The sequence below is a fragment of the Pelagirhabdus alkalitolerans genome, from assembly GCF_900096905.1.
Taxonomy (GTDB): domain Bacteria; phylum Bacillota; class Bacilli; order Bacillales; family Amphibacillaceae; genus Pelagirhabdus; species Pelagirhabdus alkalitolerans.
The window spans coordinates 20082-36415 of record NZ_FMYI01000014.1 but is presented as its reverse complement, the minus strand read 5'-3'; the positions used below and the strand labels follow the sequence as shown (position 1 = coordinate 36415).

Here is a 16334-nt window from a genome sequence, read left to right as displayed (position 1 = left end):
GTGCCCGCGGCAAGCGAGTAGTCGATCACACATCACTTTATTATAAAAGCAACATGTTGAATTGTATCTTTACCCCAACATATATTTTAGAGCCATAAAAAGAAGCGAATGCTCCGTGGAAAGCATTCGCTTCTATTATTTAATAGCCATTTTGAACTAAATCAAGTTTACCGGTGCGCGGGTCGATCACAAGACCGTGAACAGGTACTTTGTTCGGTAAAAGGGGATGATTTTCAATTAAATCAACCGAACTTTTCACAGAATCTTCAATTTCCTCAAACCCTTTAAACCAATCATGCGCATCGACTTCGAGATTGTCAAACGCTTCTTGTTTCACACCATTTTCTTTCATTGTATCAAATAATTTCTCTGTATCGAGGTTACTCATACCACAATGATGGTGACCCACAACATAGACTTCATCAGCTTGAAGGGCATGGACGGCAACTAATATACTGCGCATCACACTTCCGTATGGATTTTTTATAATGGCGCCAGCTGTCTTTAAGATTTTGACATCGCCGTTTTTAAAGTTCATTGCTTTAGGTAATAGTTCTGTGAGACGCGTATCCATACATGTTAAAATAACAGCATGCTTATCCGGAATTCCGTCCGTTTCATAATCTTTGTATGCCTTTGTTTCAACAAATTTTTCATTATGTTTTAAAACATCATCTAATAACATGTTCATTCCTCCCTATAGTACTATATAATATAGGAAAAGAAGGTAAGCAATCAAGTATTTTTCTTATTTTTCTGAAAAAAATAGCGAGCATTGTCATTATTTCCTGGGAAATGATGCATTAGTCGAGTGCGATCAACGGGGTGATCAAATGAGTTCATCAAAAAAAGACGATATGATTGATAAAGATCTATATGAAGACTTAGAGCCAGAAGAGATAAAAGCTATTTTGGATGAAGAAAGACGTTCTAAAACAAAAGAAAAAGAAACACCAGATCAAAAGAAAGATCCAACGTTTCCGAGATGGGTATTTGGTTTAATTGTGTTTGCTGTCTTATTAAATGGTGTTGCGATTTTCCCGAGAACATTTTCCATTCCTGCGATTGATTTTTTGGTTACATCGCACCAATTAAGTCAAGATGAAACAATCCAGTCTCATAAAGAATCAGTTGTAGGTGTTGATACGTCTGAAGGTCGAGGTACTGGATTTGGTATATCGGAATCTGGTTATGTGGTGACCAATTATCACGTGATTGAAGATGAAACGTCCGTTACGGTTCATTATCCCGAAGAGGGATTGTTTAATGGTGATATCGTCAAAATAAAGCCTGAGCATGATTTAGCCCTTATTAAAGTGGATGGAGATGATTTGCCATACTTACCATTAGCTGAGCATATATCTGATTATTCAAGTCCACAGTCCATTACCTTTATTGGGAATCCACTGAACTTTACAGGTATTGCGAACCAAGGGAAATGGATTGCAAGCTCAACTGCAACAAGCTTAGAAACAGACGTTATGCTTTTAGATGCCCCTGTTTATCGAGGGAACAGCGGTAGCCCTGTAATCAATGAAGAGGGCCAAGTTATAGGTGTAATTTATGCAACGCGACGCGATGAGGAATGGGGAAGAGTTGGTTTAGCGATCCCGGTTGATCATGTCCACACATTAAGGGAAAGTCAGTAACTTAATGCACAGCAGTCAATTCATGTTTTTGTGCATGATACAAATAATCCAGTAAGGCTTCATGCTTATTAATCACATTTTTTTTATTGCGTTCAAACGTAAAGGCATGAAAAAAATCCTTTATTTTTTTTGATAATATATCATCTTCCGTCCGAACCATTAAAACAAACAAATCATCCCATTTTTGATGCAACACGTCATGGAGAGCTTGATCATAACAAGTGTCTTTCAATGTATTTACCTCCTTTATAGATGTAGTTTGACCACACGTCAAAACAATACCCGCGGTTAAGTTTTGGAAAAAAATCGACCATTTACCTTGTATGAATTCATCAATACCGCACATATTATGAATGATTTCATAAAAAGGAGGTAATAACATGAACAAAACAGCACTCGTTAGTTTAGCATGTGTTTGTTTGGTGGCATCAGGGTGTGGCTTTATGAATACTGAAGAATCAAGAAATGAAAACGAATGGGATCAAATTGAACCGATTCGTCATGATCAAAACCAAATGGATCAAGGTGGCCCTGCATATGATGGTCAGTATGAAAGTGATCAAGGATTTGGGGATCAAAGAGGTCAAACGGGAGATCCGATGTATCCAAGCACACCTAATCAAGAGCCACAAAATGGTGAGGGCATGAATGATGGTTACCAAGTTTCTGATGAGATTTCAGAAGCCATTAACCAAGAAGTGGATGAAATTGATCAAGCTAACGCCCTTAAAATGGGAAACACCGCATATGTTGCTTGTCGGTTAAGTGGAGATTCAGGCGATGGATCTGATGATTTATCAGATGAAATTGAAGAAAAAGTGACACGAGCAGCAAAAGAAGCCGATCAAGATTTAGATGAAGTTTTTGTCTCGACTAACCCAGATTTTATGAATTTGTCAGACAATTACATGCGTGATATAGAGCGCGGGGAACCAATTGAAGGATTTTTTGATCAGTTTGGAGAAATGTTTGAACGATTGTTCCCAACCCGTGATCGCAATAATCGCTAACTGTAAAAACCATTTATCTAATCATTAGGTGAATGGTTTTTATTTATACATAGGTAAAGGTCGACTAAAGATTTGTGTATGAATTGGCAATACTCGGTATTTGTGATATTTTAATAGTACTTGAAATAACAATTTATGAACAAAAGATTAATCTAAATAAAAGGGGAGAATTGAAATGAACAAAATGAATGTGGAGAGCTTTAATTTAGATCATCGAAAAGTCGTTGCACCGTATATTCGTTTAGCGGGTGTTACTGAAGGTGCAAATGGTGATTCAGTTTATAAATACGATTTAAGATTTTGCCAACCGAATGAGAACCATATGGATATGCCAGGTTTACATTCTCTAGAGCATTTAATGGCAGAAAACATCCGAAATCACTTAGACAATGTATTAGACCTTAGTCCAATGGGCTGTCAAACGGGCTTTTATTTAGCTGTATTTAATAATGATTCATTTGAAGATATTCAAAAGGCAGTCGAAGCAACATTAATCGATGTGACAAACGCAACTGAGGTTCCGGCATGTAATGAAGTTCAATGTGGATGGGCAGCAAGTCATAGTTTAGAAAGTGCTCAGCGCATTGCAGAAAAGATGTTACAAGGAAAAGAAAGCTGGCCTAATGTCTTCTCAGCATAATAAATGAAACTTTTATAAAGGACGTGTGATTTTGACTAAACGTGTCATTGACTATTTAAAGCAAAATCGATCTGAAACATATGATCGCTTGCATCAATTTTTGAAAATACCAAGTATTAGTACCGATCCAAATCATCAATCAGATATTAAAGAAGCTGCTCAATTTGTTCAATCGTATTTAACTGACATTGGTTTGGATCAGGTTGAGATACAAGAGACAGGTGGTCACCCTCTCGTTTATGCAGAGCATTTAAAAGCAGAAGGTGCCCCAACCGTACTGATTTACGGGCATTACGATGTACAGCCTGTTGATCCGTTAGAATTATGGGAGACACCTCCATTTGAACCAACTGAAAAACAAGGTCGACTCTATGCAAGAGGGGCGAGTGATGATAAAGGGCAAGTCTTTATGCACTTAGCTGTGTTAGAAGCGTTTATGAAAACCGAAGGCAGCCTTCCAATCAATGTAAAAGTTTGTATTGAGGGAGAAGAAGAGATCGGTAGTGAGCACCTTTATGATGTACTTGAAGAGAAAAAAGAACAGTTCGATGCTGACTTTGCGATTATTTCAGATTCGGGGATGGTTGCCAATGATCAACCGACGATTCTTTATGGTTTAAAAGGATTTACAGGACTTGAAGTGACGCTTGAAGGGCCAGAAAATGATCTTCATTCCGGTCTTTATGGCGGTGCGATTAAAAATCCATTAATGGCCATGTCGCAACTTTTAGCTTCGATGAAATCAGAGGATGAAGTCGTGCTAGTTGATCATTTCTATGATGAGGTTGAACCGTTAACGCCTGAAGAACTTAAATTGATCGAACAAGCGCCAAGTGAAGATTATCAAACAACAACTGGAGTAAAAGAAACCGTATCTGAAGCGGGCTTTTCAGCAAGTGAACATACAATGGGACGACCAACTCTTGAAGTTAATGGATTGTTTGGTGGGTATCAAGGAGAAGGGACAAAAACGATTATCCCTTCAACGGCGACGGCTAAATTAACGTGTCGTTTAGTGCCCGGGCAAGATCCTGAGACGATTCAAAATTTGCTTGTCGATCATATTGAAAAACATACACCAGTTGGTGTGACACCTGTTATTAAACGTGAACCGCTATCAGCGAAAGCTTATAAGGTAGATCCAAATCATGAGCTTATTCAAAAAGCAAAAGACAGTTACACCAAAGCCTTTAATAAAGAGGCTGTATTTGTTCGAATGGGAGGATCGATTCCAGTCGTTGAATGGATTGATTCGATTTTTGATATACCTGTTATTCTTTTTGGTTTTGGAACCCCCGATGATCGCCTACATTCACCAAATGAGAGCTTTCCACTTGCAAACTTCGACCGAGGTGTCGTTGCACTGGTTGATTATTACGCTTCTTTAGCTTCAAATAGCTAATCGTTATTCGTTGACCTTATACGGATTAGGGTATAAAATATAATGGAGACTTTATATAGTGGGAGGTTTAAAAATGTGGGTAGCCTCGCTCATTTTTGTGGCGCTTGTTAGTTATGTAATCTATACACGTTATGTACCCGTTAGAGGGGTTCGGTGTATAAGTAAAGATAAATTAGATGAATCATTAACGATTGTCGATTTAAGAGATTACAATGATTCAGCAAAAGAAGCGATTGTTGGTTCAGTTGCCCTTCCAATCGCTTATATAAAACGTCATCATCACGGGATATCGAATCAGTCAGTTTATGTGATCGCTTCTGATTGTGTGGAGAAGAATATTGGGATCCGTTTATTGATGCGTTATGGTCATCAAGTATCGGGTTATACAATTATCAATGATGATGTTTGTCAGTGTAAAAATTGGTTAACCAAAATGGCTTAACTCAGCTAAGATTAAATCATATTAAAGGATGATGATCATGGAATATTCACAACAAGCAAAAAATAGAGTGAAACGTGTAGAAGGCCAAATTCGTGGTATTTTACGTATGATGGAAGAAGGAAAAGAATGTAAAGACGTCATTACACAGATGTCAGCTGCAAGAACAGCAATTGATCGAACAATGGGTCTTGTTGTTAGCTCAAACCTTGTCGAGTGCGTGATGAACGCAGAGGAAAGAGGAGAAGAAGATCCAAAAGAATATATCGAAAACGCAGTCGATTTATTAGTGAAAAGTCGATAGAAATTAACTAACCATTTAAACCTTAACGATTAGACAACGTGTCTTTTCGTTAAGGTTTTTTTATGTCTCTACATATTCCAACTTTGATTGGGCATGCTATACCTATTATCAAAATAAAAGGGGTGAGAGAATGCGTACTCAAAGCGATAAAAAGACTCAATCTATTGTTCATGACCAACTATCATCTTGTCTAAAAACAAATCTAACATATATAAAAGAACAATTAGGCCATAGTACAGACTTAGTCGTTCGTCATTTACATATCGGATCAAAGAAGAATGGCATGGCGATCTGCTATTTAGATGGTCTAGTTGAGAAAGAGACGATTCGTGATCAATTCATGTCGCAAGTCAAACGACAAGCATTCTCGGCTAAAGACCCCCAAAAGTTAAAAGAAGAAGTTGAAAATCTCATAACAGCGGTTAGTGCTGTTGAACATGTGAGGCTTTTTAATGATTTATTTAAGCACTTAATGGCTGGAGATAGTATTCTTCTCATTGATCAAGTTAAAAGTGGCTTAATCATTGATACAAAAGGTGGCAATAGCCGAGAAATTGATATGGTCACAACACAAGAGGTTGTACGTGGTCCAAAAGAAGGGTTTGTTGAACGATTAGAGTCTAATATAGCCTTAGTTAGACGACGTCTAAAAGACCGAAATTTTTGGCTTAAGTCATACTCTATTGGAACGAAAACACAGACAACGGTTGTGATCGGTTATTTAAATGGGATCGTCAATCCGGATATCGTCAAAGAAGTAGAAGAACGATTGTCGAGAATTAAGATCGATGCCATTTTAGAGAGTGGTAATATTGAAGAATTTATTCAAGATGATATGTATTCACCGTTTCCGACAGTTTATAACAGTGAACGTCCCGATGCGATTGCAGCCGGTATATTAGAGGGGAAAGTGGCGATTTTTGTTGATGGTACTCCATTTGTCCTTTTAGTTCCGACACTATTTGTCGATTTTTTAAAATCGAGTGAGGATTATTATCAGCGAAGTGATATTTCTACAATGATTCGATGCTTGCGTGTTTTAGCATTTTTCATCGCTTTATTAACCCCTTCTTTTTACATTGCTGTTACATTATTTCATCAAGAGATGTTACCGACAACTCTATTGACAAGTTTAGCTGCTCAACGAGAAGGGATCCCCTTTCCTGCGTTTATTGAAGCTTTAATCATGGAAGTGACATTTGAATTGTTACGGGAGGCAGGAGTTCGCCTGCCTAGTTCGGTCGGTTCAGCTATTTCAATTGTAGGTGCGTTAGTACTTGGACAAGCGGCAGTAGAAGCAGGGATCGTCTCACCGATGATGGTGATCGTTGTATCCTTTACAGCTATTAGTAGCTTTGTTTTTCCTTCCTATAATTTAGCGATATCTATCCGTATGCTACGATTTGTGTTTATGATGCTCGCTGCATCGTTTGGGTTGTACGGTATTTTTACAGGTTTTCTTCTCATGGTCTTTCATTTAGCTAGCTTGCGTTCATTTGGCATTCCTTATCTATTCCCTTTAGCTCCATTTAGTTTTTCTGGCCAAAGAGATGTTTTTTGGCGTGCTCCATTAGCACAAAGTAAAGAAAGGCCTCATTTATTAAGTCAGATTAACACAACGAAAAACCAAACGGAACCCTCTTCTAAAAAGGAGATAGACTTATGAAGCGGCTATTAGGTTGTATTTTGATCGGGCTTACTCTATTAGCAGGTTGCTATAGTGCCGTTGAATTAAATGACATGATGATCGCTACAGGCATCGGAGTGGATTGGGTAGATAATCAATTTGAATTGACTTTGCAAGTGTTGAATCCTGGTGAGATTGCTGGTGGAGAAGAAAAAACATCACGAACGCCTGTTACAAATTACCATGCAAAAGGAGATACAATGTTTGAAGCAATGCGTCGATTAACAACTACAACACCACGAAAGATTTTTGTTGGACATATTCAAGTTTTAATTTTCGGTGAAAAATTAGCTCGTGAAAAAGGCGTCGCAGAAACATTAGACTTTATCATTCGTGATCATGAATTTAGATCGGATTTTATTATCGCTGTTGCGAAAGAAAATAAAGCAAAAAATGTATTATCTATTCTGACACCGATGGAACAAATATCAGCACAAAAAATACAAAGTAATTTAGAGGCATCAGAAGATTTTTGGGGGGCAACGCGTTCTGTAAAGTTAAATGAATTTGTTCAGTCTCTCGTTTCACAGACAAAGGACCCGATCCTATCTAATGTAAAATTAGAAGGTAATTTAGAGGAAGGAAGACAGCAAGATAATGTAGAAAAATTAGACCCTGCTGCCATTTTACAAGTTGATAAAGTCGGTATTTTTAACGGCGATCGATTAGTTAAGTGGTTTGATGAAGAAGAAAGTAAAGGATTCAACTATTTAACAGGTCATGTGCATAATACGGTTGAGACGATTGAATACAATGGGGGAACAATCACGTTTGAGATTGTGGATTATGATGCTAACTTTAATAGTCGATATAACGATGATGAACTTATAATTGATGTTGAAGCAGAAACAATTGTTAATATTGGTGATGTTGAAACAGAAGTTTCTCTAGATGACCAAGCTGTATTAAAAGAAATAGAAGATAAATTGGCAGAACGAATTGAAGATTTAATGAGTAAATGTGTAGAAGAAGCAAAGATATATCAAGCGGATATTTTTGGTTTTGGCATACAAACAAGACGTGATTTACCTCATTTATATGAAGAACGTTTTAAAGAGGAATGGTATGAGTATTTTTTAACATGTGATGTTCAGTATGATGTTGATGTGATGATTCGTCATGGTGGGATGATCACAGATTCTCTCTATGACCAAATGAAAGACTAGCGGAGGTTTGTGGGATGAGAATTTTAATTATTATTGCCATTGTCATTTTAGCCATCAGATTAGACTATAAGCGATTTAGTGGACGAGATCGAAAAGCTTTTTTAATTGCCTTATCATTGGCAACATTATATATCATTCGAGCACATAATGATACAGTTTGGTTCAACTATGTGGAATGGATGGACAGGTTGATTGATCCCATTAGTTCTCATATCGATCGTTGGCTTATGAGGTATCGATCATAAGAAAGGTTGAATGTTGTGAAATCAAAGTTAAGTCCCCATCAATTATCCTTACTTGTATTTATGAACATATTAGGTACGGCTATTGTCTTTATTCCAACGATTGCGACAACCTATGGTAAAGAGAATGGCTGGGTTAGTGTTGTGGTCGCTGTTTTAGTTGGGCTTATCTTATTAATGCTTTATCCGAGTTTAATTATGAATGGAAAGGGTAACTTTTTTGATCGAATTGAATATCAAATTGGATCAATCGGTGCTAAAGCGCTTATTGTATTATTGGTATTGTTCGGATTCTTTATGACAATCGGTAATATATGGTCTCTGTCTCAATTTATTAGTGTGCAAATCTTAATGGGCACTCCCCCTGAAGTGATTGCTTATACGATTACATTTGTTTCGTTATACGCAATTAGATCAGGCCTTGAAGTGATTGCGAGAAGTGTTGAAGTATTTTTCTTATTTACGATGATGAGTCTTTTGTTATTGGCTATATTTGTTTGGCCGGAAACATCTTTTGACCATTTGCTTCCCATCATGCAATTGAATCAGACAAACGCATTTGTCGGTGCGATCCCGGTCTTAGCGATTACGTATGTTGAAGTTGTTATTTTGATTGCACTTATTCCTCATGTCAATGATGAAACAAAAGTACGGAAAAGTTTTTTGATTGGTGGTGCTTTAGCAGGGATCTGTATGATTGTTGTGACTGTGGCGACAATTGCTGTAATTGGGGTTGAAGCGACAACGCATTATACATATTCTATTTATCGACTAGGTCAAAATATTCAAATTGCAGAATTTTTCGATCGAATCGAAGGGATTGTTGCGTTCATATGGTTTTTTACGATCTTTTTTAAAATCAGTACGACATTTTATATTTTAATGATTTCGACCCAATATTTGTTCAAAGTGAATCATCAAAAAGTGTTCAGTGCACCTTTAGCTTTACTACTAATCGCCGCTAGTAAATCGAGTTTACCGAATATATTCTATGACTTTGAACTGATGCGATCCACGTATTTAACGCTATCTTATCTTGTGATGATCATAGTTGTTCTTTCAATAGGTTTGAGTCGACTCAAACGTTCCAATTATTAATATTCCTTGATGTCTATCGATTCACACTTGCACTTTATCTGAATGTTGCGGTAAAGTGGTACTAAAGAAAGTGAGGGGATGACGATGGAGAAAGATTTTAAAACAAAGGCTGTTCATTTCAAGAAGAAAAAGTCTGAATCGATCGATAGTAAAGTCACGCCGATTTATCAGACGAGTGCATTTTCATTTAAAAATTTAGATGATATAGAAGCTTTTTTTGCGGGGGAAAAACCTTATCTTTATTCACGTGTTGGGAACCCAAATAGCGATGAGTTTGCAGAAGCAGTGGCTAGTCTCGAGTCAGCGCCTGCAGGTGTGTCTGCATCATCTGGTTTAGCAGCGATTTTATTAGGGGTTTTAGCGGTCGCCTCAACAGGGGATGAAGTAATCGCAACGGATGATTTATATGGTGGTACTTATGAATTGTTTGCTACTGAATTAAAACACTTCGGTATTAAAGTACATTTTGTTGATTTTTCAAATCTGTCAGAGGTTGAAGCGTTGATTAACGACAAAACGCGTCTTCTTTATTCAGAATCGATCACGAATCCATTGCTCAGGACGGAGGCTATACCGGAGTTAGTAGAACTTGCAGGTCGCTATCAGCTTAAGACGATGATTGATAATACATTTGCGACTCCTTTTCTAATGCAACCTTACCTCCTAGGTGTTGATTTGGTCGTTCATAGTGCAACGAAATATTTGGGAGGCCATAGTGATGTAACCGCAGGTGTTGTTGTCGGGGAATCTGATTTGATCCAACAGGCGAAAACACGTGCCATAAATTTAGGGACAACATTAAGTCCGTTTGAAGCGTGGCTTGCTTGCAGAGGTTTAAAAACATTAGATGTTCGAATGGAAAGACAGGTCGCGAATGCACAAAAATTGGCGGATTATTTAGTAGACCAATCTGAAGTTAAGTCGGTGTATTATCCTAAACAAGCAAGTGACAAAGGAAATGGTGCGATTGTATCGATTGATTTATCTGATGCGGTTGATATTAATGCCTTCTTTGAAAACTTAGATTGGATAAAAATTGTCCCTACTTTAGCAGGTGTTGAGACAACTGTTTCGTATCCACGCACAACGTCGCACAGAGCGTTATCACAAGAAAAACAAGAAGCACTCAACATTACGAAAGGCTTGGTGCGTATTTCAGTTGGAATCGAATCAAGTGATGATATTATCGCAGCCTTTAATCACGCGCTAAAACAAGCTTCAGTTTAATACAAACACTAAAGAGCGATTAACCTTTGCATTAATCGTTTTTTAGTGTATATTTTTAAATCACACAAAAATCGTCTATAATGAAAGGAGAACCAATCATTTATATGGAGGTTTTTTAAAATGGAATATGCGATTATTACAGGTACATCAAAAGGTTTAGGAGAGGCGATTAGTGAAGCATTTTTAAGATTAGGTGTTTCGGTAATTGGCATTGCAAGACAGACGAATAAACGACTACAAACATTAGCGAATGATTTAGAAGCAGATTACCAACATGTTAACTGTAACTTAGCCGACAGTGACCAAATTGATCGCACATTTGATAAAATTATCGATCAAGTGTTTAAATCTGACACCGAGCGTGTTTATTTAATTAATAATGCTGCAACTGTTAGCCCAACAGATGTGGCACATCAACATACGATCGAGGCGATTGAAGCCCATATGCAGGTAAACTTGATCGCTCCAATGATTACAACATCGCTCGTATTAAAAGCGGGTTACAAAAAAGGTATCCCAGTGAGGGTTTCAAACGTCACATCAGGTGCAGCGAATAGATCCACATATGGTTGGAGTGCTTATGGTGCATCAAAAGCTGGTTTAGATCGCTACACTGAAACCGTAGCGTTTGAAGCAAGTGAGCTAGAGGCTGATCATAAAATCACGTTATTTGATCCAAGTGTCATGGATACGAATATGCAGTCTGTAATTCGATCAAAATCGAAAGATGCCTTTAAAGATGTGGAACAATTTAAAGCATTAAAAGAAACAGAACAATTAAGAGATACTAAAACCGTTGCTGGAGTATGTGTGTCTGTGTTGATGGATGACAATATAGAGAACGGTAAAACCTATTCAATAAAAGATTACGTGTAATGGGTTAATCGCCCTCTCAATAGACGATGCGTGGCATAATGTATGAGTAACGCATAGTCAAAGGAGGGATGAAAAATGAGTGGTTGCTATAAACAGCCGAATGCTGGATTTGCACTCGTTGTCGTATTGTTCATTCTATTAATTATTATTGGTGCTTCTTGGGGTTACGGTGGTTTCTAGAACGTGAGGGTCCTATGCAATAGGGCCCTTTTTTAATAAAAGGAAATTCAGATCACATTTTGTATCGTCGGTTTATGTATTCTGAAGGACTCATTCCAGTTTGTTTTTTGAATACACGGCTAAAATAATAGGGGTTAGCAAAATGTAATTGATCACTTACTTCACTAACATTCGCATTTGTTTCATTAAATAACTGAATCGCTTGTTCAATTCGACAAGCATTTTGATAGTGTTTGATCGTTTGATGGGTTATTTGTTTAAAAAGTGTTGATAAATACGCATAGTTTAAGTTGAAATACTCACTTAAGGCATCACTCGTTACATGATGAGGATTTTGTTTAATCCATTGTTGAACAGAGATGATTAAATCATCGTATTTATTTGTTTGCTTGTTTTGTTGATATAAGTCGATAAAAAAATCATACAGATAAAGCGACTGTTTCAGAGGGTGAGCGTTTTTCGTTTTAAATAAAGATGTAAACTTTAAGCGATCAACATCTTCTAAATCGCCTTGTTTTGGTAAGGTTAATGCCTTTTGAAAATCAGATTTTGGCATAATGGATTTGTCTTGATGAAATTGATATTCTTCTAAGTTTTCTGTCGGTTCTTTGAAAAAATGGACATAAAACCAAGTCGTTCCCTCTTGATACCTCTTTTTCCCCTCGTGCTTGATACCTGCTTTTAAAAATAAATAGTTGCCTTGCTTAAGGTTATAAGTTACCTCGTCTTCGATCACTTCAATTTCGCCTGATTCAACAAATAAAAAGACATGCATGTGTTCCATTAATCGTTTTGGATGTGTGAATCGTCCGGATGGATCCGTCATTTTGTTCATTTCACTAATTAAAATCATTTTATCTGTCGGTATTTTCACTTCATTCAAAGTTATCACCCCCATATTTTTTTAGTTTACCACAAGTTTCTAAAAAAAAGATATGTATGTGCGAAAAAGAGATATGTTACTTAAAGGTACTATGATAGATAATGAGAGTGAGATCATAAACGGGAGGATGAGTTTGTATGGAACGTGTTCAATTAAATCGGGGATTATTTAAACAATCTCAAGAAATCGGTAAACGTTATTTACTTGAAATGGATGTCGATCGGTTAATGGCACCATGTTATGAAGCGGCTGGTTTAAAGCCGAGGAAAAAGCGCTATGGAGGATGGGAGGAAATGGAGATTGCTGGACACTCTCTTGGTCACTGGCTCTCAGCAGCTTCAGAAATGTACGAGGCCACGGGTGATGTTGAACTCAAACACAATGTTGAATATGCTGTGGACGAACTAGCATACATCCAATCTTATGACGCAGAGGGTTATGTAAGTGGATTTAAGCGGGATTGTTTTGATGAGGTTTTTACCGGTGATTTTAGGGTGGATCCATTCGGTTTAGGTGGGTCATGGGTGCCTTGGTATAGTATTGAAAAAATATTTTCTGGTCTCGTTAGCGCTTACCGTTTAGCTCATTCAAATCATGCTAAAAAAGTTGTTTATAAGCTTGCTGATTGGGCAGAAAAAGGGCTCAAACATCTTACAGACGATCAGTTTCAACAGATGCTTATCTGTGAGCATGGAAGTATGTGTGAAGTGATGGGTTCAATTTATGAAATCACAAATGAGAAACGTTTTTTAAACTTAGCAGAACGGTTTTATCACCATAAGATTATGGACCCACTAAAAGAAGGCCAGGATCAACTCGAAGGAAAGCATGCCAATACTCAAATTCCTAAAGTCATCGGTGCACTTAAACTATATAAGCTCACACAAAGAGAAGACTATTTGAAGATAGCTGAATTTTTCTGGGATCAAGTCGTTTATAAACGGTCATATGTGATTGGAGGTAATAGTAACCGAGAACATTTTGATCCAATAGGTACAGAAAATTTAGGCATCCTAACCAATGAAACGTGCAATACGTATAACATGCTTAAGCTAACGAGCGACCTATTTGAAGTGACACAGGATAGTCGTTATTTTGATTATTATGAACGTGCGCTTTACAATCATATTCTAGCGTCACAAGAACCAACGAGTGGTCATAAGACATACTTTGTTTCAACCGAACCTGGACATTTTAAAGTATATGGGACGAAGGATGAATCTTTTTGGTGTTGTACAGGAACAGGAATGGAAAACCCAGCCCGTTACACAAGGGACATTTACTACAAAACAGACAGTGATTTCTATGTTAATTTATTTATTAAATCAACGATCTATTTAGAAGATAAGCAAATGAAATGGATACAAGAAACCGAATTTCCTTATGAAAATAAAACGAAAATCGTAGCTAAAGAAGCAACAGGAGATAGGTTGTCCCTACGCGTTCGTAAACCGGATTGGATAAAGGGCACGTGTTCGGTAACCTTAAATGGTAAGTCGATTGATCCACCTGTAGAAAAAGGTTATTTTGTTATTGATCGTTATTGGTTTAATGATGATACATTAACACTTTCCTTGCCGATGGAAGTAATGCGTTATGTAAAAAGAGATGATACGACTAAACAAGCATTCTTGTATGGACCGATTGTACTTGCTGGTCTACTTGGAAAAGAACAATTCCCTGAAACAGATATTGTACCTGATCACCTACAATTTAATCATCATCCACTGATTGAAGTCCCTAATATAGTAACCGATCAATCGTTATCAGACTGGCTTCATTTAGTCGATCCAGATACGCTAACATTCCAAACGGATGCTGTTGGTGAACCGGGAAGTCAAATCTTAACAATGATACCATTTTTCGCACTTCACCATGAACGGTATACGCTTTATTGGTCAGTGTATGATCGCGATACGTACCGTAAGCTCGTTGCGAATAAAGCAGGTCTAAACAATCAAGAGAACGATCATTATTTAGATACTGTGCAACTCGGAGAACAACAATCAGAAGTTAATCATCAAGTTGAAAGTGATCAATCAACGATTGGGTATCACGACAAATTGAACCGTCATTATCGTCAAGCTGAAGGTGGAGGCTATTTTCGCTATACGCTAATAGGTGAAGCGAATCAAGATCATGAACTGATCGTCACCTATTTTAAAGAGGAGGAGAAAGTTTCATTTGACATGTTTATTAACAATCATTTGGTGAAAGAAATGGTGTTAAATGATCAGTCTCTTGATCAATTAGTTAAAGAGACGATTCAAATCGATTCATCGCTACTAAAAGAAAATGGTAAACTAACCGTTGAATTCCGGACAAAGGAAAACGAGAGTACGGGTCATATAAGCGAACTTCAACTGTTGAAGACAAAATAAGTTATGAAGTTTTCGTACAAAAATAAATCAATGTAATAGCCTAGTACTTATAGCCTCCTACCTATTGGTGCTAGGCTATTTGTGTATCACGTCATGTTACCACCAGAAACAAACGAGACTCCTGCGGAAAAGCATGTGTCCGAAGATCCACTTTAGAAGTGTTTTTTGCTTCTAAAGTTAGCTGAGGCCATGCCCGCGGAAAGCGAGTTTGTTTCAGGTGGTGACGACATTCTCGTTCACCTTTTGAACATCTGTTTTTTATTGTCTTCGTTGCTTTTAACATTCAAAAATAGACAGATTCCTATCAAGACAGCGACTATGAAATATGATATAGTATGTGTTGGATAGAAAGGAGTTAGGTCGATGATTCAACGAAAAAGCAAAAGAGAAATTGATATGATGAAAGAAGCGGGCGATTTGCTCGTGGCGATTCACAAAGAAATACGTAAAATGATAAAACCTGGTGTCACAACAAAAGAAATTGATGACTTTGTCGAACGTTATTTAGCTGAGCACGGTGCAACCCCTGAACAAAAAGGCTATAGTGGTTATCCTTATGCAACATGTGCCTCTATTAATGATGAGATTTGCCACGGATTTCCTCGAGAAGAGGCATTAGTAAATGGTGACCTTGTGACGATTGATATGGTTGTGAATTTAAATGGTGGGCTGGCAGATTCAGCTTGGACATATGTTGTGGGTGAGCCAGATGAGAAGACACAACACTTATTAGACGTTACGAAAACGTCTTTGTATAAAGGGATTGAACAAGCTAAAGTAGGCAATCGAATTGGTGATATTGGCCATGCGATTCAGCAATATGCAGAAGCTGAAGGGCTTTCAGTTGTGAGAGACTTTACGGGTCATGGTATTGGTCCAACGATCCATGAACAACCTCATATTCCGCACTTCGGTTTACCTGGTAAAGGTACACGTCTAAAAGAGGGCATGGCGATTACAATTGAGCCAATGTTAAATGAAGGATCTTGGCACTCTAAAATGGATGATAATAATTGGACAGCTCGTACAATTGATGGCGGACGATCCGCTCAATTTGAACATACCATCATTGTCACAAAAGACGGTCCGCTTATTTTAACTGAGCAAGACGATGAATAGAATGAAGAATAGATAAACAGGTGCATGCGCT

At 37.5% G+C, this 16334-nt stretch carries 18 protein-coding genes; 15 read left to right on the top strand and 3 right to left on the bottom strand.

Annotation, left to right across the window (positions count from 1 at the left end; all coding sequences use genetic code 11):
* Positions 1-139 precede the first annotated feature (139 nt).
* Entirely contained in the window at positions 140-685 is a 546-nt protein-coding gene (locus tag BLR62_RS12020) for a beta-class carbonic anhydrase (protein WP_090797308.1), read from the bottom strand.
* 148 nt (positions 686-833) lie between these two features.
* On the opposite strand from BLR62_RS12020, the gene BLR62_RS12015 reads away from it, so the two are divergent.
* Complete coding sequence (locus BLR62_RS12015) at positions 834-1649, top strand: S1C family serine protease (protein WP_090797306.1); 816 nt, start codon at positions 834-836, stop codon at positions 1647-1649.
* A gap of 1 nt (position 1650) precedes the next feature.
* On the opposite strand, the gene BLR62_RS12010 is transcribed toward BLR62_RS12015, so the two are convergent.
* On the bottom strand, positions 1651-1881 hold the full coding sequence (locus BLR62_RS12010; protein ID WP_245719466.1) for a YhdB family protein: 231 nt from the start codon (positions 1879-1881) through the stop codon (positions 1651-1653).
* A gap of 148 nt (positions 1882-2029) precedes the next feature.
* Between BLR62_RS12010 and BLR62_RS12005 the strand changes: the two genes are divergently transcribed.
* From BLR62_RS12005 to BLR62_RS11950, 12 genes are all read left to right on the top strand, one after another.
* Positions 2030-2659, top strand: a complete 630-nt coding sequence (locus BLR62_RS12005; protein WP_090797304.1) for a YhcN/YlaJ family sporulation lipoprotein — start codon at positions 2030-2032, stop codon at positions 2657-2659.
* Positions 2660-2834: 175 nt separating this feature from the next.
* Positions 2835-3299, top strand: a complete 465-nt coding sequence (locus tag BLR62_RS12000) for an S-ribosylhomocysteine lyase (protein ID WP_090797302.1) — start codon at positions 2835-2837, stop codon at positions 3297-3299.
* 31 nt (positions 3300-3330) lie between these two features.
* Positions 3331-4701, top strand: coding sequence for a dipeptidase (locus tag BLR62_RS11995; protein WP_090797299.1), 1371 nt, complete (start codon positions 3331-3333; stop codon positions 4699-4701).
* A gap of 73 nt (positions 4702-4774) precedes the next feature.
* Positions 4775-5143 carry a hypothetical protein gene (locus BLR62_RS11990; RefSeq protein ID WP_090797298.1) on the top strand — a complete coding sequence of 123 codons (369 nt, stop codon included), beginning with the start codon at positions 4775-4777 and terminating at the stop codon, positions 5141-5143.
* A 37-nt stretch (positions 5144-5180) separates the two neighbouring features.
* On the top strand, positions 5181-5444 hold the full coding sequence (locus tag BLR62_RS11985) for a metal-sensitive transcriptional regulator (protein ID WP_090797296.1): 264 nt from the start codon (positions 5181-5183) through the stop codon (positions 5442-5444).
* Positions 5445-5574: 130 nt separating this feature from the next.
* On the top strand, positions 5575-7110 hold the full coding sequence (locus tag BLR62_RS11980) for a spore germination protein (protein WP_090797294.1): 1536 nt from the start codon (positions 5575-5577) through the stop codon (positions 7108-7110).
* Positions 7107-8297, top strand: coding sequence for a Ger(x)C family spore germination protein (locus tag BLR62_RS11975; protein WP_090797292.1), 1191 nt, complete (start codon positions 7107-7109; stop codon positions 8295-8297). The genes BLR62_RS11980 and BLR62_RS11975 overlap by 4 nt, the downstream gene beginning before the upstream one ends.
* A 14-nt stretch (positions 8298-8311) precedes the next feature.
* Positions 8312-8542 carry a hypothetical protein gene (locus tag BLR62_RS11970; protein ID WP_090797290.1) on the top strand — a complete coding sequence of 77 codons (231 nt, stop codon included), beginning with the start codon at positions 8312-8314 and terminating at the stop codon, positions 8540-8542.
* 15 nt (positions 8543-8557) lie between these two features.
* Complete coding sequence (locus tag BLR62_RS11965; protein WP_090797288.1) at positions 8558-9637, top strand: GerAB/ArcD/ProY family transporter; 1080 nt, start codon at positions 8558-8560, stop codon at positions 9635-9637.
* Positions 9638-9721: 84 nt separating this feature from the next.
* Entirely contained in the window at positions 9722-10864 is a 1143-nt protein-coding gene (locus BLR62_RS11960) for a trans-sulfuration enzyme family protein (protein ID WP_090797286.1), read from the top strand.
* 120 nt (positions 10865-10984) lie between these two features.
* A complete protein-coding gene (locus BLR62_RS11955) occupies positions 10985-11740 on the top strand; it encodes a (S)-benzoin forming benzil reductase (RefSeq protein ID WP_090797284.1) in 756 nt (251 codons plus the stop codon).
* Positions 11741-11815: 75 nt separating this feature from the next.
* The gene (locus BLR62_RS11950; RefSeq protein WP_090797283.1) at positions 11816-11920 is read left to right on the top strand and encodes a YjcZ family sporulation protein; all 105 of its coding nucleotides are present in this window, start codon (positions 11816-11818) and stop codon (positions 11918-11920) included.
* 52 nt (positions 11921-11972) lie between these two features.
* On the opposite strand, the gene BLR62_RS11945 is transcribed toward BLR62_RS11950, so the two are convergent.
* Positions 11973-12794: a helix-turn-helix domain-containing protein gene (locus BLR62_RS11945; protein ID WP_245719467.1), complete on the bottom strand. Its 822-nt coding sequence runs from the start codon at positions 12792-12794 to the stop codon at positions 11973-11975.
* A 146-nt stretch (positions 12795-12940) separates the two neighbouring features.
* On the opposite strand from BLR62_RS11945, the gene BLR62_RS11940 reads away from it, so the two are divergent.
* Both BLR62_RS11940 and map read left to right on the top strand, forming a co-directional pair.
* Positions 12941-15184 carry a glycoside hydrolase family 127 protein gene (locus BLR62_RS11940; protein ID WP_090797279.1) on the top strand — a complete coding sequence of 748 codons (2244 nt, stop codon included), beginning with the start codon at positions 12941-12943 and terminating at the stop codon, positions 15182-15184.
* 363 nt (positions 15185-15547) lie between these two features.
* Positions 15548-16303 (top strand): type I methionyl aminopeptidase, encoded by a 756-nt coding sequence (gene map / locus BLR62_RS11935; protein WP_090797277.1) that lies wholly within the window; start codon positions 15548-15550, stop codon positions 16301-16303.
* The last annotated feature ends 31 nt before the right edge of the window (positions 16304-16334 follow it).